The organism is Tsukamurella soli (genome assembly GCF_039541155.1).
Classification (GTDB): Bacteria; Actinomycetota; Actinomycetes; order Mycobacteriales; family Mycobacteriaceae; genus Tsukamurella; species Tsukamurella soli.
Genome location: NZ_BAABFR010000012.1, coordinates 49,733 through 71,213, shown reverse-complemented (window position 1 = coordinate 71,213; position 21,481 = coordinate 49,733). Strand labels below are relative to the sequence as shown.

General features: G+C 68.0%; 20 protein-coding genes and 1 pseudogene. 8 read left to right on the top strand and 13 right to left on the bottom strand.

The annotated features are described in order from the left end of the window. Positions 1-103: 103 nt before the first annotated feature. The 6 genes and pseudogenes from ABD908_RS05965 to ABD908_RS05940 form a co-directional block, all read right to left on the bottom strand. A complete protein-coding gene (locus ABD908_RS05965; protein ID WP_344992295.1) occupies positions 104-1,528 on the bottom strand; it encodes an NRAMP family divalent metal transporter in 1,425 nt (474 codons plus the stop codon). 198 nt (positions 1,529-1,726) lie between these two features. Next, positions 1,727-3,091, bottom strand: coding sequence for an arylsulfatase (locus ABD908_RS05960; protein ID WP_344992293.1), 1,365 nt, complete (start codon positions 3,089-3,091; stop codon positions 1,727-1,729). Between the two features lie 75 nt (positions 3,092-3,166). Beyond that, a complete protein-coding gene (locus ABD908_RS05955; protein WP_344992324.1) occupies positions 3,167-3,706 on the bottom strand; it encodes a GntR family transcriptional regulator in 540 nt (179 codons plus the stop codon). A 9-nt stretch (positions 3,707-3,715) separates the two neighbouring features. Beyond that, positions 3,716-3,985 (bottom strand): annotated as a pseudogene (locus ABD908_RS05950) (winged helix-turn-helix domain-containing protein); the annotation flags it as partial. Positions 3,986-4,146: 161 nt separating this feature from the next. Then, positions 4,147-6,093: a DNA topoisomerase (ATP-hydrolyzing) subunit B gene (gene gyrB, locus ABD908_RS05945; protein ID WP_344992290.1), complete on the bottom strand. Its 1,947-nt coding sequence runs from the start codon at positions 6,091-6,093 to the stop codon at positions 4,147-4,149. Positions 6,094-6,278: 185 nt separating this feature from the next. Beyond that, a complete protein-coding gene (locus ABD908_RS05940) occupies positions 6,279-7,235 on the bottom strand; it encodes a formylglycine-generating enzyme family protein (protein ID WP_344992287.1) in 957 nt (318 codons plus the stop codon). Positions 7,236-7,422: 187 nt separating this feature from the next. Here ABD908_RS05940 and ABD908_RS05935 point away from each other — a divergent pair, with 187 nt between their 5' ends. The 8 genes from ABD908_RS05935 to tuf all read left to right on the top strand — a co-directional run bounded on the left by ABD908_RS05935 (position 7,423) and on the right by tuf (position 15,000). Continuing rightward, positions 7,423-7,824 carry a DUF5313 family protein gene (locus ABD908_RS05935; protein ID WP_344992284.1) on the top strand — a complete coding sequence of 134 codons (402 nt, stop codon included), beginning with the start codon at positions 7,423-7,425 and terminating at the stop codon, positions 7,822-7,824. 280 nt (positions 7,825-8,104) lie between these two features. Continuing rightward, positions 8,105-8,509: a DUF5313 family protein gene (locus tag ABD908_RS05930; RefSeq protein WP_344992281.1), complete on the top strand. Its 405-nt coding sequence runs from the start codon at positions 8,105-8,107 to the stop codon at positions 8,507-8,509. Positions 8,510-8,601: 92 nt separating this feature from the next. Further along, the gene (locus tag ABD908_RS05925; RefSeq protein ID WP_344992278.1) at positions 8,602-9,483 is read left to right on the top strand and encodes a DNA-3-methyladenine glycosylase family protein; all 882 of its coding nucleotides are present in this window, start codon (positions 8,602-8,604) and stop codon (positions 9,481-9,483) included. Positions 9,484-9,555: 72 nt separating this feature from the next. Then, a complete protein-coding gene (locus ABD908_RS05920; RefSeq protein ID WP_344992275.1) occupies positions 9,556-10,206 on the top strand; it encodes a permease in 651 nt (216 codons plus the stop codon). Positions 10,207-10,621: 415 nt separating this feature from the next. Then, a complete protein-coding gene (gene rpsL / locus ABD908_RS05915) occupies positions 10,622-10,996 on the top strand; it encodes a 30S ribosomal protein S12 (protein ID WP_344992272.1) in 375 nt (124 codons plus the stop codon). Then, a complete protein-coding gene (gene rpsG / locus ABD908_RS05910) occupies positions 10,996-11,466 on the top strand; it encodes a 30S ribosomal protein S7 (protein WP_344992269.1) in 471 nt (156 codons plus the stop codon). Before rpsL ends, rpsG begins: the two co-directional genes overlap by 1 nt. A gap of 105 nt (positions 11,467-11,571) precedes the next feature. After that, complete coding sequence (gene fusA, locus ABD908_RS05905; protein ID WP_344992267.1) at positions 11,572-13,677, top strand: elongation factor G; 2,106 nt, start codon at positions 11,572-11,574, stop codon at positions 13,675-13,677. 132 nt (positions 13,678-13,809) lie between these two features. Then, positions 13,810-15,000 carry an elongation factor Tu gene (gene tuf, locus ABD908_RS05900; RefSeq protein WP_344992264.1) on the top strand — a complete coding sequence of 397 codons (1,191 nt, stop codon included), beginning with the start codon at positions 13,810-13,812 and terminating at the stop codon, positions 14,998-15,000. A 122-nt stretch (positions 15,001-15,122) separates the two neighbouring features. On the opposite strand, the gene ABD908_RS05895 is transcribed toward tuf, so the two are convergent. The 7 genes from ABD908_RS05895 to ABD908_RS05865 are packed head-to-tail and all read right to left on the bottom strand — an operon-like array spanning position 15,123 to position 21,479. Continuing rightward, on the bottom strand, positions 15,123-16,052 hold the full coding sequence (locus ABD908_RS05895; RefSeq protein ID WP_344992261.1) for a DUF7064 domain-containing protein: 930 nt from the start codon (positions 16,050-16,052) through the stop codon (positions 15,123-15,125). After that, positions 16,052-16,366, bottom strand: coding sequence for a BMC domain-containing protein (locus tag ABD908_RS05890; protein ID WP_344992258.1), 315 nt, complete (start codon positions 16,364-16,366; stop codon positions 16,052-16,054). Before ABD908_RS05890 ends, ABD908_RS05895 begins: the two co-directional genes overlap by 1 nt. 50 nt (positions 16,367-16,416) lie before the next feature. Continuing rightward, a complete protein-coding gene (locus tag ABD908_RS05885) occupies positions 16,417-16,671 on the bottom strand; it encodes a EutN/CcmL family microcompartment protein (protein WP_344992255.1) in 255 nt (84 codons plus the stop codon). After that, complete coding sequence (locus tag ABD908_RS05880; protein WP_344992252.1) at positions 16,668-17,855, bottom strand: hypothetical protein; 1,188 nt, start codon at positions 17,853-17,855, stop codon at positions 16,668-16,670. The genes ABD908_RS05885 and ABD908_RS05880 overlap by 4 nt, the downstream gene beginning before the upstream one ends. After that, on the bottom strand, positions 17,852-19,339 hold the full coding sequence (locus tag ABD908_RS05875) for an aldehyde dehydrogenase family protein (RefSeq protein WP_344992250.1): 1,488 nt from the start codon (positions 19,337-19,339) through the stop codon (positions 17,852-17,854). The genes ABD908_RS05880 and ABD908_RS05875 overlap by 4 nt, the downstream gene beginning before the upstream one ends. Continuing rightward, the gene (locus ABD908_RS05870; protein ID WP_344992247.1) at positions 19,336-20,925 is read right to left on the bottom strand and encodes a pyruvate, phosphate dikinase; all 1,590 of its coding nucleotides are present in this window, start codon (positions 20,923-20,925) and stop codon (positions 19,336-19,338) included. Before ABD908_RS05870 ends, ABD908_RS05875 begins: the two co-directional genes overlap by 4 nt. Further along, positions 20,922-21,479 carry a hypothetical protein gene (locus ABD908_RS05865; protein WP_344992244.1) on the bottom strand — a complete coding sequence of 186 codons (558 nt, stop codon included), beginning with the start codon at positions 21,477-21,479 and terminating at the stop codon, positions 20,922-20,924. Before ABD908_RS05865 ends, ABD908_RS05870 begins: the two co-directional genes overlap by 4 nt. Between the last annotated feature and the right edge of the window lie 2 nt (positions 21,480-21,481).

Below are 21,481 nucleotides of genomic sequence, written 5' to 3'. Positions count from 1 at the left end.
CGATCCGTGTCTGAACAGTTACGCCACCGCAATGCCGTCGACACGTACTGTTACGCCGGTCGCGGCCTACCCTCGGCTCGGCCGGATCGCGGCCCCACGCACGTCAGCGGCGGTCGTCGCGGTCCCCGACCCACGGAGTCGGTGGGTACGCCGTCATGCGGAAGGTCGTGCGCCGCCGACGCCACACCCAGGCCGTCCCGAGGCCGACGCCGCCTGTCGCCAGAGCCGTGAGCATTCGGGCACGCACGTCCGGCGCGGGATCGACCGTAGAGAGCAGCAGCCACGCAGTCAGTCCGACGAGGCCGACGACCGTCGCGATTCCGAACAGATTGAGCGGCCACCGATTGGCCCACCGCCCGAGCAGTCGGCGGTCGTTACACAGCAACAGGAGCATGAGCGTCATACCCGGCAGCAGCAGCCCGGCCAGCACCTGTACGAGCGCCATGAGGAAGCCGAGGGGCATCCCGGGAATCAGGACGGGCGCAGACGCGAGTACGAGCACGATGCAGTACCACTGGTGGCGTGTGTCGATCGGCCGGCGCCCCTGCTGCGTTCGCCGGTCGGATCCACGAGCGTCTCGGATCAGACGATCGGTGCTGAGCGCGACCGCAGCCGCTCCTATCATCGACGCGTCCATCAATGCGACGGCGAAGAATCCTGCCAGCAGACTCGAATGCTCATCGAGCAACCTGGCGGTGACGCCACAGTCGATGAATGCCGAGGTCCCGCCGGCGGATCGGCGCGCGTAGTCACCGAGCACGATGAACGCCGTCCCGCCCGCGGCGCTCATCAGCGCGCCGATGACCGTGTCCGCGCGCTCATACCCCAATCTCGTGGAGGGGATGGCCTTCTCGACGATGGTCGACTGTTGCAATGCCAGCTGCCACGGCGAGATCGTGGTGCCGACGATCCCCATGGCGAGCAGAAGCGACCCCGACGATCCGCCGATGGTCGGTCCGGTCTCGGATATCAACCGAGGCCACTGGGGGTGGGCGAGCAGCATCATCGGCAGCTGCACCAGCCCGATGGCTACGAGAACCAGCATCGCGCGTTCGCGGAACCGCGGGCTCCGGCCGAGGGCGACGCCGACCAATGCCGTCACCGCCACCGGGACAGCGACGACGGGGGAGACGCCGAGCGAACTCGCCGCGAGGGATACCCCCATGAATTCGCTGACGATGGTGAGGACGTTGACGGCCGTCAGCACCGAGAGGCACAGCGCGGTCCACGCCCGCCCGAAGCGGGGGCGGAACAGATCCACCAGACCACACCCGGTGATCGTGCCGAGCCGGACCACCATGTCCTGGTTGAGCACCAGGACGGGGATCATCAGGACGAGGACCCATAACAGCCGGTAGCCGAAGTCCTGTCCGGCCTGCGTATCGATCGCAACGCTGCCGGCGTCGTTCACCAGTGCCAGGATCCCGGGCCCGACGACCGCCGCACCGATTCCCACGCGGGTGCGCATCGCCGACCGGCCGCGAGGGGCCGCGCAGAGGGGGGCGTTCTTGCAGATTTCGCTGGTCACGGAGCCAGATTCCCGCGACGGGTTTGCGCGGCGATGTAGCGCAGGTTACGCCACCCACCGGCGCATTACCCGCCAGACCAGGGGCATCCCGCCGGCGGAACCGCTATCGATCCGCCATACGTCGGTGCCGTCCGATACACCGCTTCGGGCCCCGAGGCGATGCCTCGGGGCCCGAACCGGCTTCGTTGTTCCGGTTGGTCAGCCGACCGCGGTTCGACGGCGCTGCGGGACGAAGTCCAGCGGGGCACCGGCGGGGATCAGCTCCTCGTGTTCGACGCTCTGCTCGAACTGTCGAATGATCCGGCGAGCATGCTGCATCACCCACCATCGCACGAACGTCTGATTGACGGGCTCGCGTTCCTTGGGGTCCTCGAGCAGGTTGATGATCCGTGCGAAACCGAGAGGGATCTCCGGATCGTGGAAGTGCTGCTGACGCTTGAAGCTGATCTTGAACTGAGACCATTTGACGGCATGGAGCTCCTCGTTGAGCCACACCATGCATCCCTCACGCGCAGACTTCTCCGCGCTCTCGAAGAACTGCCGTTGATCGATCCCGTCGATCAGCCGGTCGTCGGGGACGTCACAGCCGGCCCACCGCACGAGGGTGGTGAACATGTCTGTGACGTGGACCATCTCATTGCTTTCGCGTGGAGTGACGTGGCCGGGCCAGCGGATCAGACAGGGGGTTCGGATCCCACCCTCGGCAGAGCTGAAGTAGGAACCGTCGAAGAACCCCGCGGTACCCCGTCCGAGCAGGTGGTCTTCCGGTCCGTTGTCCCCGGCGAAGACCACGATCGTGTTCTCCGCGACACCCAACTCGTCGAGGGTGCCCAGGATGGACTGGAAGTCGTGGTCGAGCATCAGGAGCGCATCGCCCCAATCGCCGTTGTCGCTTCGGCCCTTGAATTGCTCGCGCACCTCGATCGGGAAGTGCATCAGCGAATGGTTGTGATAGAGGAAGAACGGCTTGTCGTCTGCAACCGCTCGCTCCAGGAAGTCCTTGGCGCGTCGGTCGTACTCGGCATCCATCCGACCCTTGAGGGCCACGGTGAGTTGCTGATCGGTCGTCGTCACGCCGGCCTCGCGGGTACCGTCGTACATGTACGAGTACCCGTCCCGATCGCCGTCGTACCAGGGATCGTCGGGCCACAGGCATTCGTCATAGGTGCGGGCCGGTCCGTACCATTCATCGAAACCGTGGTCTGTGGGCCATCGTCCGTCCTCGGCGCCGATGTGCCACTTGCCGTAGCACGCGGTAGCGTATCCCGCCTCGGACAGTATGTCACCGATGGTGCGTTCCCAGGCGACGATGCCGCCGTCGTTTCCGCCCAGAGCGATCGTGTGGTTGCCGGACCTGATCGGATAGCGCCCGGTCATGAGCGCAGAGCGAGTGGGCGTGCACTGCGGCTCGACCACGAAGTGGGAGAGCTTGAGACTATCCGCCGCGAACGCATCGATGTTCGCGGTGTCGGCGCCGCGCAGTATCCCGCCGCCGTAGCACCCCAGCTCCCCGAGTCCCAGGTTGTCGACATGGAAGTAGACGATATTCGGCTTGTCGGTCATGATTTCCCTTCGTGTGGTGTTATTCGGTGTGGGTCGGCCGGTTTCGTATGCGGTCCCGACCCGGGTCTCGGTGCGCTATTCGGCCGCCGGCGGGCGGCCGGAACCCACGCGGTTCGAGGTCATGACGAGGGACAGTCGGTCTCCTCGGTAACGGACTGATTCGAGATCGAACGGAACGCCGGTCTCCAGATACGTCAGCCGATGCAGTAGCAGGAGCGGCGACCCGATCCGCACACCCAGGTGGTCCGCGCTGCCCTTGTCGGCGGCGACCGCTTCGAAAGTGTTCTCCGCCCATCCCAGACGGACTCCGAGCTCGCGTTCGAGGGTGCCGAAGATGTCGTCGACGTCGAGGATTCTATTCGCCAACAGAGGAATCGCCTCCGAGCGGAGGGCCGTTGTATCCAAAGACAGCGGCAGGCCGCCGACGGAGCGTCGCCGCTCGATGAACACGATCGGCGCGCCTTCGTCGATCTGAAGCTTGCTTGCGACGAACGGATTCGCCGTCGACTCGTATTTCGACAGAACCACGTTGTCGACCGATAGATGATGTCCTGCGAGCGACTCGGCCAGGCCCTCCAGTCGGTCGAGGCGTTGACGCAGTTTGGCGCCGGTCACGAAAGTACCCGAGCCCTGCACTCTTGTGATGAGGCCTTCGCTCCTCAAGAGACCGAGTGCCTCTCGGATCGCGTTCCTGCTCACGCCGAAGTCCGTGGCGAGGCGCTCCTCGGACGGGAGCGGCGGCCGTACCGCGGACAGGCCACCGTAGGCGCCGTCGAGGATCTGTGCGCGCAGGGTGTCGCGAGCCCATCTGGCCGCGTCCTGGCGAGTGCCTTCGTATTTCCGCGGTACCGGCCTTGGAAACCGGTCGGGCGGTACGTTCGGAATCCGTCTCATGTATCGAGTGTCTGCGGTTCCGGTTCACCTCCGGTTGCGTGGCGATTATCCTTCAGTTACGCCACCTGGGTCCGTCATACCCGCCCTAGCCAGCGACGTCGCCCCCTCGATTTCGATCGGTAACGCCAGCCGATTCGGTCCGGTCGGGCGAAGGGATCCCTTCAGATGTCGAGGAACCGCACGTCTCGGGCGTTCGAGGCGATGAATCCCCGGCGCGCGTCGACGTCCTGTCCCATCAGGATCGCGAAGAGACGGTCGGTGGCCGCCGCGTCGTCGACGGTCATCTGTTTCAGGGTGCGAGTGCGCGGGTTCATGGTGGTATCCCACAGTTCCGAGGCGTTCATTTCGCCGAGTCCCTTGTATCTCTGCACACCGTCGTCGCGGTTGATCCTCTTACCGGCCGTCGTCCCCGCGGCGAGAAGGGTGTCTCGTTCCCGATCCGAGTAGGCGAACTCCGGCGCCGACTTCTGCCATTTGAGCTTGAACAACGGCGGATTGGCGAGGTAGACGTAGCCGCATTCGATGAGACGGGGCGCGAAGCGGTAGAGGAGGGTCAGGAGTAGCGTCGTGATGTGCTGGCCGTCGACGTCGGCGTCCGCCATGAGGATGATCTTCTGGTACCGGAGTGTCTGGATATCGAAGTCGTCGCGTATGCCTGTACCCAATGCCGAGATGATCGACTGGACCTCGGTGTTCTTGAGGACCTTGTCGAGGCGGGCCTTCTCCGGATTGATGATCTTGCCGCGGATCGGCAGGACCGCCTGGAACATCGAGTCCCGGCCGGACTTCGCCGAGCCGCCGGCGGAGTCGCCTTCGACTATGTACAGCTCCGATATCGCCGGGTCCGAGCTGCGACAGTCGGACAGCTTGCCGGCGGCACCGAGGAATTGGCCGGCCGTCTTCTTGCGGACGAGTTCGCGAGCCTTGCGAGCCGCGACCCGCGCTTGCGCCGAGGACAGGGCCTTATCGATGATGCTGCGCGACTCGTTCGGATGGGACTCGAGCCAGTCGATGAGTTTCTCGTAACACACCCTGTGGACGAACGACCGTACCGCACTGTTTCCTAGACGAGTCTTCGTCTGACCTTCGAACTGCGGTTCGGCGACCTTCACCGACACGATGGCCGCGAGGCCTTCGCGGATGTCGTCGCCGCCGATGCTCGGGTCGGACCCCTTGATCCTTCCCGTCTCGCGCGCATACTTGTTCACGGCGCTCGTCAGTGCGGACCGGAAGCCCTCCTCGTGAGTACCGCCTTCGGCGGTGCTGATCGTGTTCGCGAATGTGTGGACCGACTGTACGTACCCGTGGTTCCACTGCATGCCGACCGCGATCTCGAGACCGTCTTCGTAGCCGGTGAAGCTCAGGATGTCGGTATGCAGCGGTTCCTTGGCGGAGTTGAGATGGGAGACGAAGTCCCGCAGACCGCCCGGGTAGTTGTAGCGCAGGCTGCGCGGTTCCGACTCGTCGTCGCGATCGTCTCGGAGTGTGATGGTCAGTTCACTATTGAGGAAGGCCATCTCCTGTAGCCGTCGGGCGATGACGGCGAAGTCGTACGTGTTCGTCTCGAATACGTCAGGGTCCGCCCAGAAGCGCACGGTCGTGCCGCTCTGTGGGCTGGCGGCGCCACGGCGCATACTCCCGGGCACCGCTTTCGTGTAGCTCTGATGCCAGATGTAGCCGTCACGGGCGATGTCGACTTCGAGGCGGGTCGAGAGTGCGTTGACCACCGATACACCCACCCCGTGCAGTCCACCCGATACCGTGTAGGCTCCGTCGTCCCCGCCGAATTTCCCGCCTGCGTGCAGGTGTGTCATGACGACGTCGACGGTGGGGATGCCCAGTTCGTGTGTCTCGACCGGAATACCTCGGCCGTCGTCGCTCACCTCGACGCCGCCGTGCGGGAGAAGTCGGACATCGATCTGCGTGGCGAATCCGGCCATCGCCTCGTCCACTGCGTTGTCGACGACCTCCCAGATCATGTGATGCAGGCCGCGCGCATTGGTCGCCCCGATGTACATGCCGGGGCGCTTGCGGACCACGTCCAGTCCTTCGAGCAGCGTGATCGAATCGGCGCCGTACCCACTGCGGGCGTCTGACGGCCTACTCATGTGTGTCTCCCTCTGAATCGGTGATTGCGGGGAGAGTCGCGCGCGGTGGTGTCGACGTTGTTGTGGTCGGCTTACGGTGCTATTACGCCACTTGCGGTGCAGCGATGCGGCTGGCCTGGGGGTGGCGGGTGGCGAATCACTCGCATTCCGCCACCTGCGGCGCGGCGCCTCCGGCGTCGGTCACGTCACGCCGGACGCAGAATGCATCGGAACCCGATGTGCGAGGTCGACGAATCGGCGGTCTGGGACTGGCGCGCCGCCGGCCGATAGCGGAGGCAGTAGTTGGGCGCGCACAGATGCGACCCGCCTTTGATGGTGTACCGCCGATCGACTGTGGCGTCGGGGGATTCGGCCGCCCGGTTCGGACCGCAGCAGCAACCGCCGTCTGCCTTGGTCGGGACCCGTCGCTGCTCCGGGACGGTGTGTCGCGGGGTGTAGAGCGAGTCGGTCCACTCCCACACGTTTCCCGCCATGTCGACGAGGCCGTACCCGTTCGGTGCGAAGCGGCCGACGGGGGAGGTTCTCGCGTACCCGTCGGTGGCGAGGTTCTCCCAGGGGAATCGCCCATGCCAGATGTTCGCCGCCGGCCGGCCTTTCGGTTCGGGTTCGTCTCCCCAGACGTACGCCTTGCCCTCGAGCCCTCCTCTCGCGGCGAACTCCCACTCGGCTTCGGTCGGTATCGACTTCCCCGCCCAGTCCGCATAGGCCGAGGCATCGAGGTAGGACACGTGGGTGACCGGGTGGCGGTCGCGCGCACCGACATCGCTTCCCGGCCCCTCGGGGTGCCGCCAGTCGGCTCCGGGGACGTATGCCCACCAGCGACGGTAGTCGTCGAGCGGAACCGGACCGGGCGGCGGCGCGAACACCATCGAGCCCGCGACCAACATCTCCTCGGCCGCGCCGGGGAACCGGCCGCGATCCGGCGTGATCTCAGCAGTCGTCCGATGCCCGGTGGCTCGTACGAAGCGGCGGAATTCGCCCACCGTCACCGGATGCTCGTCCATCCAGAACTCGCCGACGGTCACCTCGTGTACGGGCGTCTCCTCGGGATAGAAGGCGTCCGATCCCATGCGGAAAGTGCCACCGGCGATCCACTTCATCCCCTTGACGACTCGCGGCGGCGTCCCGATCTCAGCAGTCATTCTGCGATCCTGCATGCGGAGTGAGACCTGGCGATTGCTCGGAAGTTACGCCACCCCGGCCCCTGGAGCTCCCGTCGGCATGCCGGTTGCGCCGGACCTACCCGTGCGGGTGTCGGTTCGTCACCGCGATTCCGTCCGCCGAATCAATCGATTGTGACCTAACTCACACCGGCGTATCCTTGGTTCCATGTCCAGCCAGCTCCGGGAACACCCGAACACAGTCGAGCGGGTGGAATACCTCTGTGGGAGGCATCTGCCCGACTCCATGCACGAATGGGTGGTGCGCGACGCCGCCGGGCCCGGCCACAACCGGCGCTACTACACCCGCGGAATCCTGATGTTCGTCCCCATCATCGTGGCTATCCTCGTGATCCCCACGGCGTGGTGGGTCAAGGTGGCGATGATCCTGCTGGTCATGTTGCCCGCGGGCTTCTTCCTCACCGCCCTCAAGGACATCTACCTCAAGCATCTGCTCATCGACAACGACATCGACCCGGACATCCAGACCGGTAAGTGGCGTGCCGAGCACGACCGGCGCGCTGCGGCATACGACAGCAAGTTCCGTTCGGGTCCACGGAGATACGCGTGAGGGGCGGGTGCGCGTGACGGGAGCGGGCGCACCTCGGACCTGAGTACCGTCGCGCCGCGCGCCGGGAGTCGCCCCGTTCCCCTCATGGGGCGCTGACTCTCCACGCGGACCCACGCGACGGCGACGATCCCCCACACCGGCCGGCATCACGGCGCCGGGTGGGGGATCGTTCGGTCTGGGCCGGCTGTGCGAGGACGGGGCGTTCGGCGCATACTCATAGCTCTGCCCGCGGCTATACGGATCGATTGTGACCAACATCACGTCGGCGTATCCTCGGGGTATGTCCAACCAGACCATTCGAGATCGTCCCAACGTGGTCGAGCGGGTGGAGTACCTCTTCGGTAGAGACCTCCCTCCGGCGATGCACGGTTGGGTGCTGCACGACGCCGCAGGGCCGGGCCACAACCGCCGGTACTTCGAGCGTGGCGTGGCGATGTTCCTACCGCTCATCGTGATCATCTGGGTGCTACCGATCGAGTGGCAGATCAAGGTCGGGATGAGCGCGATCGTCCTGCTTCCGGCCGTCTACTTCCTCACCGCCCTGCGCCACGTGTACCTACAGCACCTGCTGCAGGACAACGAGTTCGATCCCGATGTCGAGACCGGGAAGTGGCTCGCGGAGCACGAGCGCCGGGCCGCCGTGTACGAGGCCAAGTTCCGCTCCGGCCCCCGGCGGTACGCCTGACAGCGACATAGGCGACATGGAGGAGTGGCTGCCCGCACGCCGCAGTCGCCTATCACCCCGTACCTACGACCCCGCCGCGTAGCGTTGCGCGCGTGCTCACCCGCCGCTGGACTCCGGGCTACCCGCTCGATGTGCGCGGCACCGTCGGTGTACACCGCAGGGGCGCCGGCGATCCCGCCCACACCGTCACGCCCGACGGGGCCGTCTGGCGGGCGTCGCACACGCCGGACGGGCCGGGCACGCTGCGTGTCGGTGCGAACGGGGGAGAGGTCGTCGGACAGGCGTGGGGCGACGGTGCCGGCTGGCTCCTTGACGCACTTCCCGCGCTGCTCGGAGCGACCGACGACCCGTCGGCCCTGCAGCCCCGGCACGCCGTCGTCGCATCGGCGGTGGCCGCCGCGCGGGGCCTGCGGATGTCGCGCACCGACCGGGTGTGGGAGGCGTTGGCGCCCGCGGTGCTCGAGCAGAAGGTCACCGGCCGCGAGGCGTGGCGCGCGTGGCGGGCGCTGCTGCGTCGGTACGGCAGCCCCGCGCCGGGGCCCGACGGTGCCGGCGCGCCCTGCCTGCACGTCCCGCCACCTCGCGAGCGGTGGGCCGAGATCCCGTCCTGGGAGTGGCACCGGGCGGGCGTCGAGCCGGTCCGGATGCGGACCGTCGTCGGGGCGTCGGCGGTCGAGGTGGAGCACCGCCCGGAGCGGCTCGCCGCGCTGCCCGGCATCGGGCCGTGGACGGTGGCCGAGGTGCTGGGCCGCGCCCACGGCGACCCCGACGCGGTCGCCGTGGGTGACTACCACCTGCCGCGCATCGTGGGCGTCGCGTTCACCGGCGAACCCGTCGACGACGACGGCATGCTCGAGCTGCTCGCCCCGTACGCGGGGCAGCGGGGCCGTGTGATCCGGCTGCTCGCACTGGCCGGACACGGCGGGGAGCGCCGCGGGCCTCGCATGCCCACCCGGCGATACCGCGACATCTGACGTCGCCGACAAAGGGGCGACACCCGGTCGTACCACCCGGTTCCTCCCATTCCGCTGCGTACGCTGGGCGCTATGAGACCGCGCCGCCACACGACGGACGACCCATCCCTGCCCTCCGCACACGAGTCGGACAGAACGTACGAGGCCGGACGGGCGCGCCGGCCCGAGACGCGGCGCGGGCCGAACAAGTGGCTGGTCCGTGCCCTCGCGGTCGTCGGCGTCATCGCGCTGGCGGTGGTCGCGTACTTCATCCTCGCCGCGTTCATCCCGCGGTGGTGGGGACAGCGCATGGGACACCTGATCGAGGGCAGCTTCTCGCGGGGCATCGCGTGGGGACTGTTCTTCGGCCTCGTGTGCACGCTGGTGCCGCTGCTGCTCCTGATGGTCGCCGCATACCGGCTGGTGGGACGCGGTCATGGGAGGCTCAGCAAGACGGTCGGCGGCCTGGCGGCCGTGCTGGCGGTCGTCGTTGCGGTCCCGAACCTGATGACGCTGACGATCGTGTGGGGCGCAGGCAACGGGGCCCACGCCGGGCAGCGGATCATGGACATCGAGGCCCCTGCGTTCCGTGGCGCTTCGCTGGCCGGCGCGATCGTCGCGGTGATCGTCACCGTCGGCGTCTGGTGGCTCGTGTTCCGCTACCGCAAGCGGGGCCGCGACCTGCGCAAGGTGCGGACGCGGGCCGAGCAGGCACCGTCGGCCCCGCCGGAGGAGTCGGCCTGACTCGCGCGCCCGGGTCCTGCGCCGATGGTGCCCGGGCCCCGCGGCGGGGGCCGCTGCGGAACCTTTTTGACCGCGGTGATCGGATCCGGGTAAGCTTGGACGCCGTGCCTGGCGAAAGTCGGGCCGCTCTCACGTGCCCACAGGCAGGCCGGACCTCCGGGACCACCTATAGGCGCGCGACACGCCCGACCTCGGGGTAACGCGGGGTGGGGTAGCTACATCCCAGAAACGGGACTGACCAGCGCAGACAGCGAGAGCTGCGAGTGCTGGAGGGGCCGAGCTGCGGAGGTCGGTGTTCTGCCGGGGTCTTCCTCGCCGGAGGCCGTGCCTGCCCGGAGCTACAACCGCAGCACATGAGAGAGCGTCCGTCGGAGCCGGCGGACGCAGCCACGACAACAAAAGGAATCAGCACTTCATGCCGACTATCAACCAGCTGGTCCGCAAGGGCCGCCGGGACAAGGCGTCGAAGACGAAGACGGCGGCCCTCAAGGGCTCGCCGCAGCGTCGCGGCGTGTGCACCCGCGTGTACACCACGACCCCCAAGAAGCCGAACTCGGCGCTCCGCAAGGTGGCCCGTGTCCGTCTGACCAGCTCGGTCGAGGTCACCGCCTACATCCCCGGTGAGGGTCACAACCTGCAGGAGCACTCGATGGTGCTCGTCCGCGGCGGTCGTGTGAAGGACCTCCCGGGTGTGCGTTACAAGATCATCCGCGGCTCGCTCGACACCCAGGGCGTCAAGAACCGCAAGCAGGCTCGCAGCCGCTACGGCGCCAAGAAGGAGAAGAGCTAATGCCTCGTAAGGGCCCGGCGCCGAAGCGCCCCCTGATCAACGACCCCGTCTACGGCTCGCCCCTGGTGACCCAGCTGGTCAACAAGGTGCTGCTGGACGGCAAGAAGTCGACCGCCGAGCGGATCGTGTACGGCGCCCTCGAGGCGACGCGCGAGAAGACCGGCACCGACCCGGTGATCACCCTCAAGCGCGCGCTCGACAACGTCAAGCCGAGCCTCGAGGTCAAGAGCCGCCGCGTCGGTGGTGCCACCTACCAGGTGCCCGTCGAGGTGAAGGCCGGTCGTTCCAACACGCTGGCGCTGCGCTGGCTGGTCACCTTCACGCGTCAGCGGCGCGAGAAGACGATGGTGGAGCGTCTGGCCAACGAGCTGCTGGACGCGAGCAATGGTCTCGGCGCCTCCGTGAAGCGTCGTGAGGACACCCACAAGATGGCCGAGGCCAACCGGGCGTTCGCGCACTACCGCTGGTAGGCCGCTGGTGCCGCCGCCGGTCACCGGCGGCGGCACCGGGCCCGCCCCGACACAACAGCCTTTGGAACCCGAACCCGGATTCCAGCGATTCCCGGAGGGAATGACGTGGCACAGGAAGTGCTGACCGACCTCACCAAGGTCCGCAACATCGGCATCATGGCGCACATCGATGCCGGTAAGACCACCACCACCGAGCGCATCCTCTTCTACACCGGTGTCAACTACAAGATCGGTGAGACCCACGACGGTGCGTCGACCACCGACTGGATGGAGCAGGAGAAGGAGCGGGGTATCACCATTACCTCCGCCGCCGTGACCTGCTTCTGGAACAAGAACCAGATCAACATCATCGACACCCCCGGCCACGTCGACTTCACCGTCGAGGTGGAGCGTTCGCTCCGCGTGCTCGACGGTGCCGTCGCCGTGTTCGACGGCAAGGAGGGCGTCGAGCCCCAGTCCGAGCAGGTCTGGCGGCAGGCCGAGAAGTACGACGTCCCGCGTATCTGCTTCGTCAACAAGATGGACAAGCTCGGTGCCGACTTCTACTTCACCGTGCGCACCATCTCCGAGCGTCTGGGTGCGAAGCCGCTCGTCTTGCAGCTGCCGATCGGCGCCGAGGACGAGTTCGACGGTGTCGTCGACCTGGTGGAGATGAACGCCAAGGTCTGGCGTGGCGACACCCAGATGGGTGCCGCGTACGAGACCGAGGAGATCCCCGCCGATCTGGCCGACACGGCCGCCGAATGGCGCGAGAAGCTGCTCGAGACCGTCGCCGAGTCCGACGAAGAGCTGATGGAGAAGTACTTCGGCGGCGAGGAGCTCACCACCTCGGAGATCAAGGCCGCGATCCGCAAGCTCACGATCTCTCGTGAGCTGTACCCGGTGCTGTGCGGCTCGGCGTTCAAGAACAAGGGCGTGCAGCCCATGCTCGACGCCGTCATCGACTACCTCCCCAGCCCCCTCGACGTGCCCTCCATCGAGGGTCACGCGGTGGGCAACGAGGAGGAGATCCTCTCCCGTAAGCCGTCGGCGGACGAGCCGTTCGCGGCTCTCGCGTTCAAGATCGCGTCGCACCCGTTCTTCGGGAAGCTGACGTTCGTGCGCGTGTACTCGGGTCACATCGACTCGGGCACCGGTGTGCTCAACGCGACCAAGGGCAAGAAGGAGCGCATCGGGAAGCTGTTCCAGATGCACGCCAACAAGGAGATGCCGGTCGAGGACGCGACCGCCGGCCACATCTACGCGATGATCGGGCTGAAGGACACCACCACCGGTGACACCCTGTGCGATCCCGCCGCGCCGATCGTCCTCGAGTCGATGAGCTTCCCCGACCCGGTCATCAACGTCTCGATCGAGCCGAAGACCAAGTCGGACCAGGAGAAGCTGGGCGTCGCGATCCAGAAGCTCGCCGAGGAGGACCCCACCTTCTCCGTCGAGCTGGACGATCAGACCGGCCAGACCGTCATCGGCGGCATGGGCGAGCTGCACCTCGACATCCTCGTCGACCGCATGCGTCGCGAGTTCAAGGTCGAGGCCAACGTCGGCAAGCCGCAGGTGGCGTACCGCGAGACGATCCGCAAGACCGTCGAGAAGCACGAGTACACCCACAAGAAGCAGACGGGTGGCTCGGGCCAGTTCGCGCGCGTCATCATCAAGCTCGAGCCGCTCGAGGACAACGAGGACGGCGCGACCTACGAGTTCGTCAACGGCGTCACCGGTGGCCGCGTGCCGAAGGAGTACATCCCTTCGGTCGACGCTGGTGCGCAGGACGCGATGCAGTACGGCGTGCTCGCCGGTTACCCGCTGGTCAACGTCAAGGTCACGCTGCTCGACGGCGCGTACCACGACGTGGACTCGTCGGAGATGGCGTTCAAGATCGCCGGTGCTCAGGCCTTCAAGGAGGCTGCGCGCAAGGCCGGTCCCGTGATCCTCGAGCCGATCATGGCTGTCGAGGTCACCACCCCTGAGGATTACATGGGTGACGTGATCGGCGACCTGAACTCCCGCCGTGGCCAGATCCAGGCCATGGAGGAGCGCAGCGGTGCCCGTGTCGTCAAGGCGCAGGTTCCGCTGTCGGAGATGTTCGGCTACATCGGAGACCTTCGGTCGAAGACCCAGGGCCGGGCGAACTACTCCATGGTGTTCGACACCTACGCCGAGGTTCCGGCGAACGTGTCGAAGGAGATCATCGCCAAGGTCAACGGCGAGTAGGAGTTCCGGCCCCGTGCGGGGCCGGCCCCCCGCCGCTGATTGCGGCATGGCGCTACGGCGTCGACAACTCAAATGAAAATCCCCTGCGGGGCAACCGGTTCCGCAGGCAATGCAGTCCAGGAGGACACACAAGTGGCGAAGGCGAAGTTCGAGCGGACCAAGCCGCACGTGAACATCGGCACCATCGGTCACGTCGACCACGGCAAGACCACGCTGACCGCGGCTATCACCAAGGTCCTGGCCGACAAGTACCCGGACCTCAACGAGGCCTCGGCGTTCGATCAGATCGACAAGGCGCCCGAGGAGAAGGCTCGTGGCATCACGATCAACATCTCGCACGTCGAGTACCAGACCGAGAAGCGCCACTACGCTCACGTCGACGCGCCGGGTCACGCCGACTACATCAAGAACATGATCACCGGTGCTGCGCAGATGGACGGCGCGATCCTCGTGGTCGCCGCGACCGACGGCCCGATGCCGCAGACGCGCGAGCACGTGCTGCTCGCTCGCCAGGTCGGCGTGCCCTACATCCTGGTCGCCCTGAACAAGGCCGACATGGTCGACGACGAGGAGATCCTCGAGCTCGTCGAGATGGAGGTCCGCGAGCTGCTGGCCAGCCAGGAGTTCGACGAGGATGCGCCTGTCGTCCGCGTCTCGGCGCTCAAGGCGCTCGAGGGTGACGAGAAGTGGGTCGAGTCGATCGTCGAGCTGATGAACGCCGTCGACGAGTCCATCCCGGACCCGGTCCGCGAGACGGACAAGCCGTTCCTGATGCCCGTCGAGGACGTGTTCACGATCACCGGTCGTGGCACCGTCGTCACCGGTCGTGTCGAGCGCGGCCAGGTCAACGTCAACGAGGAGGTCGAGATCGTCGGCATCCGCGAGAAGTCGACCAAGACCACCGTCACCGGCATCGAGATGTTCCGCAAGCTGCTGGACTCGGGCCAGGCGGGCGACAACGTCGGCCTGCTGGTTCGTGGCCTCAAGCGTGAGGACGTCGAGCGCGGCCAGGTCGTGATCAAGCCCGGCACCACCACTCCCCACACGGAGTTCGAGGGCCAGGCGTACATCCTGTCGAAGGACGAGGGTGGCCGCCACACGCCGTTCTTCAACAACTACCGTCCGCAGTTCTACTTCCGTACGACCGACGTCACCGGCGTCGTCTCGCTGCCCGAGGGCACCGAGATGGTCATGCCTGGCGACAACACCGAGATGAGCGTCAAGCTCATCCAGCCGGTCGCCATGGACGAGGGCCTGCGCTTCGCGATCCGTGAGGGTGGCCGCACCGTCGGTGCCGGACGCGTCACCAAGATCGTCAAGTGACGCGCGGCTCCGCCGCACAAGTGATCATCACGTGATCTAGGTACCAGCGCTGAAAGGCGCCCCACCCGCAAGGGTGGGGCGCCTTTCTGTATTCCGTGAACCAAAGATCGCCGGTCCCGCGATCAGAAGCTCAGAAGTCGACCTCGGTTCGGTTGGGAAGCCGTGTACCGGTCACTCAGCGCCGTCGCATCGCCCCACCAATGGTCCATCATCCCGTAGCCGGATTCGCCGTCGAGCCGATACCTGTTGAAGGTGAAGAACTGCCGGGCCTCGTTGCCTGCGTTCGCCTGTCCCATCCCGAAGACGTTCATGATCTCCTGGTCGAGAACGTAGCTCCGCCCGGCCTCGTCGGTCATGGCGATCCGAGCCCGCACCGGCGGCCCGCCGGGGTAGGCGTACCCGACGTCGAGCTGGTAGTCGGAGATCAATTCCGACCGGCCGTCCCGGTGGGCGAAGCCGTACAGCTCGGCGTCTGTCGGGCCCTGAACGTGCATGGCTTCCAGGTATGTCCCACTGGGGAACTGGGAGGTCATCCAGTGCACGGCGCGGAATCCGGCATTGTCGCGCTGACCCCACGCGCGGTCGCGCTCGCCCATCCCCGAGAAGTCGATGGTCCGGTCGTCGACGCGGATCGTCCCGGTGACGCGCCCGGGATGCTGGTAGTGCCAGCTGCGCGTCGTGTCGTACCACTCCCAGTTGTATGCCGGCGTGAGGGCCTCCCACTCCAGGTGGACGTCGACGCCGTTCTCGTGGAAGTCGACGTCCCACCGGCGGTAGGGCTCGATGACGGAGAACTCGGCCGGACCGAACCGCGTACGCTCACGGCCGATCTCGGCCGGGATCGGGATGGCGAAGTTCTCGAACTTGTGCAGGAAGGCGTTGCCGGCACCGATCGCGAACAGCAACTCGCCGTGGCCCTTCGGCGGCCGCACCCCCATCCAGGCGATGCCGTAGACCTCCTGATCGTGGTCGAAGAAGTTCAGGTACCAACTCTCGCGCCAGAGGGGATGGTCCCGGGCCGGATGTGGGAGTTCGTCATACGGGGTCGACATCAGGCCGACTTGCTGCTCGCGGTCGGCGTCGTGCCGAGGTAGCCGTCGAGCAGCCGCTGAGTGTCCTCGTGCGGACGGGCGATCACGTGCACGCCCACCAGCAGGTCGGTGCCGAGCATGGAGACCGAGTTCGCCGCGGCGTCCGTGGCCGCCTTGACCGCTCCGACGTCCCCCCGCAGGAAGACGGCGTGGATGCCGCCCCCGACGTTCTTCCACCCGACGACATCGACGTTGGCCGACTTCACCGCGGCGTCCGCGGCATCGACGGCGCTGGCGATTCCGCGGACCTCGATCATTCCCAGTGATTCCGACATGGTGCTCCTATTCTCCGAGTGGTTGTTCACTTGCGTCGACCCGCGTCGGGTCACGATTTGTCGGGATCGACGATGGCGATGACGGTGGCGTCGATCGCCGCACCGGGCAGCTTCAGCGCGTGGCGGGCGGCGGCGCCGTGGGCGATCACGACGCGATCGCCCGGTCCGGCGGACAGCGGGTTGCAGGCGACGACGGTGTGCTCGGCGTGGCCGGCGGCGACGACGACCCGCACCAACGTCTGTCCGGCGAGAGACGGCGTGCGGATGGTCGATGCGACCGTTCCCGCGACGGTGCCGAGCATCATGGCCGCACCGGGAGATCCACGCGGATCTCGGATCGACCGGCGAGCACGAAGTCGTTGCCGAGGAGCTTGTCCGCCACGTCGATCAGGCTCGCCGTGACCGGCGTCGTGACACCGGCCAGCTGCGCGAGGGCCAGCGTCGGGACCAGGCCGTACGGGATCAGGTCCACGTCTCCGCCGAGCGGTCCGTCGGCCAATGCTCCCACCGCCGTCGACAGCGAATCCGAAGGGGTGCCAAGGAGATCGGCGAGCGCGGGCGCCAAGCGGGGTACCGACAGACCCAGGGCCGACGCGACGGCCGCCCGCTCCTCGTCGAGCGCAGCCAGGACGGGCGCGACGGCCGGATCGTCGATGGCGGCGCCGAGGGTTGTCGGGCCGACGGTGCCCAGCAGCAGCGTGGGGGCGGTGCGCAGTACGACATCCGGGGCGTGCAGCGCGGACCACAGGGTGCTCGGTGCCCGCGCCGTGGCGAACAGCGGGGCCAGTCTCGACGAGACGTCCGATGCGGCGCCGGCAGGCACTGTCGCCAGCGGCACCGGGCCGACCTCGCTGAACGCGTCGCCGTCGGCCTGCCACGGCGACCAGCTCGTCTCGGCCACCACGACGTCACCGAGCGCCGCCGCGAAATCACCTGCGGCGCCGGGCGATCCCGGAACGAGGACGAGGAGTGTGTCCGGACGCAGACAGTCCCGGAGGAGGACGGTCAACGTTGGATGGGCGCCGGCGGGCGTCGCGACGACGACGACACTCGCGGTCCGCAACGCCGGCGGGCAGCCGGCGGCGAGACAGTCCGCGCCCTCGGCGGGAAACAGCGCGATCCGCTCGGTCTGCCATCCGGCCGCGCGCGACCGCTGGTCGATCCGATCGGCGACGGGGCCGCGACCGACGATCGCGACGGTCTCGACGCCCGTCGGGCGGGCAGGTCGGACGGTTCCGGGGGCGCCGGACCGCGACGCCCGTCCGATGGCGAATCGCGGCTGATCGCGATCCCACGTCGGACCGGCGACGTCGAACCCGGATCGCAGCGGCCGATTCGATCGTGGGGTGCGGGGGGTGAGGCCGAACGGCCGGCGCGGCGGCGGAGCCGAGGGTGCGATCGGGGCGAAGCGGCGACCGCTGGCGCTCGAACCGCTGCCGCTCGAGCCTGCGGAACCGAGGACCTCGGACACGAAATCGGAGTAGCTCATACGGGGTCTCCTGCCGATCCGTTGGAGATCGAGTCGATCACGTGGTGGTGGCGCACGAAATTCCGTGCCGTCGTCGGGCCCTCGCCGGTCCGCGAGGCCAGGGTCACCGTGAACGGCTGCGCCGAACCGACCCCGACCGACGCGAACGAGGGCGCGTTGCGCACCAGCACGGTGACGTCGAGCGTCCGTTCGCAGGCGGCCAGGTACCGCGGGTCGCGCGAATGGACGATCGACGAATGGCGGTTGCCGCGCTCGGCTTCGAGTGCCTTGTCGAGGGCATCGGTCGCCGATGCGGTAGGGCATACCGCCAGCACGGGCAGCAGCATCTCGCTCCAGATGAACGGGTGGTCGGGCTCGACGACCGCGACCACCGATCGCGGCAGCGTCGCCGCGCCCGACGAGCCGATGGCGTCGAGGATCAGCGAAGCGTCGCGACCGATGAAGTCCCTGGCGACCGCGGAACTCTGCCCGGGACGCGGGTCTGTCAGGAGCAGGTCGGTCAGCGCATCGATCTCGGCGGCGGTGGCGATGTGGGCGCCCGCGGCCGCGAGCGCCGAGACGAGGCCCTTCGCGGCGCGGTGCGGGACGAAGACCTCCTTCTCCTGGATGCAGCCCACCGTGTTGTCGAACGACGAGCCCAGGTAGATGCACGCCGCCGCGGCGGTGGGATCGGCCGTCTCGTCGACGATCACCGGTGTGTTGCCGGGGCCGGCGCAGATGGACTTGACGGGTACCTTCATCGCCTCGGCGACCACCCCGCCACCGCCGGTCACCACGAGCAGATCGATGCCGGGGTGCCGCATGAGTTCGACAGCGGCCTCCGAGCCGGATGCGGTCACCAGGGTGACAGCGTCGGCGGGCAGCCCGGCGCCCGCGAGGGCCTGCGAGCAGATGTCCACCGCGGCGGCGGTGGTCCGAGCCGCGGACGGGTGCGACATGAATACGACGGCGTTGCCGCCACTGAGCATCGCGATGGTGTGTGAGACCACTGCCTCGTTGGGCACCGTCATCGGCAGCACCGACGCGATCACCCCGTAGGCCGAAGTGCGTTGTCGCGCAACCGACATGCGCGTGCCGGTGTAGGCCGGTGCCAGCAGCTCGGTACCGGGGGTCCGCACGGCGGCCGCCCGCGTCATCACGACCTTGTCGTCGTACCGGCCCAGCCCGGTCTCGTCGTGCGAGAGGCGGGCGACCTCTTCGGCGGTCGCGACCGCTGCCTCGCGGACGGCCGCGATCGCCGCAGCGCGCTCCTCGAGGGTCGTCGCCTGCAACTGGATCCGGGCGGCCCGCGCCCGTGCGATCGCGGCGTCGACAGCCGCTGCGATGCCGCCCCGAACCGCCGCACTCGGCGTAGCCTGCGGGGCCGCGGGAATACGCGGTGGGCCGGTGCGAGCCACGCCGGGCCGGCCGGTCCGGGCTGCGCTCCGGGTCTTGGCCACAAGGGCGGCGATCGCCTCGCGGTCGCGGTCGGCGGCGGTGGTCACGGTTGCTCCTCGTCGGTGTCGTGGAGCTCGTGGCGCCACTGCAGGTATCGGTGGTAATCGGGGTCGTCCTCGGCGTCGACGAGCTCGAGCTCGCCGCGGGCGAGCCAGCCGTTGTCACCGTCGACGGTGATCGCTTCGCCCACATGCACCGATCGGCCGTCGACGGTCGCGGTGCGCCCGTCGGCGGAGATCTCGATCGGCCCGACGCCGCAGACGGCCGGGCGGTCCATGCCGCGTGCGACGACCGCGGCATGCGACATCGGGCCGCCGCGACCGGTCACGACTGCAGCCGAGGCGATGAGTCCGGACATATCCGACGGCGACGTCGTCGGCCGGATCAGGACCACTCGACGCCCCTGCGCGGCGTACTCGGCGGCGGCGTCGGCGTCGAAGACTGCGAGGCCGGTAGCGGCGCCGCACGACGAGGCGATTCCGCGCGCGATCAGTGCATCTCGGTCGGGGGCGGGATCGGCGGTCCGCGGCAGGCGCGCCAGTGCGCGCTCGTCGATCCGGCGGACGGCCTCGGCCGTGCTGATGATCCCCTCGCGAGCCAGGTCGACGGCGATGCGCACCGCCGCTCGACTGCTGCGCTGCCCGACGCGCGTCTGGAGAATCCACACCTTCTCGCTCTCGACGGTGAACTCGACGTCACACATGTCGGTGGCATGCCGCTCCAACCGGTCGAGCACAGCGGCCAGCTCGGCGTGGGTTCTTGGGAGCGTCACCGCGAGAGCGCCGAGACCACGCGACTCGAACCGGCCGGACACCACGTCCTCCCCTTGGGCGCGCGGCAGATATTCACCGCATGCGCCGGGTGCACCGGACGCCGGGTCTCTCGTGAAGGCGACGCCGCTGCCCGACGTGTCGCTCCGGTTGCCGTAGACCATCGCTTGGACGACGACGGCGGTGCCGATCGAGTCGTCGATGCCCTTGTGCCTGCGATAGGCCCGCGCACGACGGCTGTCCCACGATGCGAACACCGCGGCGATCGCCTCCGTGAGCTGGCCCTCCGGAGCCGGGAACCGGCTTCCCGTCTCCGCTTCGATCGTGGCGAGGAGGGCCGTACAGCGCTGACGGGCGCCCTCGGCGGTGTCGCGGTCGAGGCCCTCGACGGCGTCGTCGACAAGGTCGGGCGGCAGTTCGCGCACCGAGGTCGCGAACCCGCTGAGGAGGTGTTCGAAGCTGGAGTAGGCGAATCGCGCGTCGCCGGTCGCAGAGGCGAGCCGAGCCACGGAGTCCGGCGTCAAGCCGACGTTGAGGATCGTGTCCATCATCCCCGGCATCGAGACCGGCGCGCCCGAGCGCACCGAGACCAGCAGCGGATCGTCGAGATCGCCGAAGCGGCGGCCGATCTCCCGCTCCAGCACGGCGAGGTGGGCCTGGACCGCTGCCTGTGCCTCTGTCGGCAGGCTGCCGGCTTCACGGTGGCGTAGGCCGCAGGCGGTCGTCAGGACGAAGCCGGGCGGGACGGGGATCCCCAGGCGGGTCATGTCGACCAGTCCGGAACCTTTTCCACCCAGCAGCGCGCGATCCGATGTCTCCGCCGCACGGAATCCGACGACCAGCTCGGAGGTCGAGGTGCTCATTCGTCCTCCTCGCGCGCCCGGCCGAGGGACACCAGGAAGTCTTCGTGGCACTCGAACCACGCCGTGTGGAACGAGTCCGATCCCGGATCCGCCAGCGCGTCGCGCCGGCCCTCTGTGGCACGCTCGAGCGCGGCCTCGAGCCGGTCGCGGTAGACGCCGTAGCGGGGAAGCCGCACAGCGAGCTTGGCGAGTGGACGGTCGACGCGAGTGAATGCGCGCTCCAGCGCGTCGACGGCCCGAAGCAGGTCGTCGTCGGTGGCAGCGGATCCGGCAGCCTGCCACTGTGCGCAGGCGTCCTTCACCGCCCGGTTGACCTGGAGGAATCTGTCGTAGGTCCGCTCGAGGCCGTCCCGGTCGGCGGTGGACACCTGCTCGGCGAGGAGGCCTGCGTGCCGCACGAGGCCCGCACCGGTCAGGAGCACGCCCCGCGCGGTCACCGCGATCAGGCCGGCGTCGGCGGCCGCGGTCACGACCGCTGGGTCCGCGCCGACCTGATCTGCCGGCACCCGCCCCTTGATTCGCAGTGCATGGAGGAGGTCGAACTCGTTCCGCATCG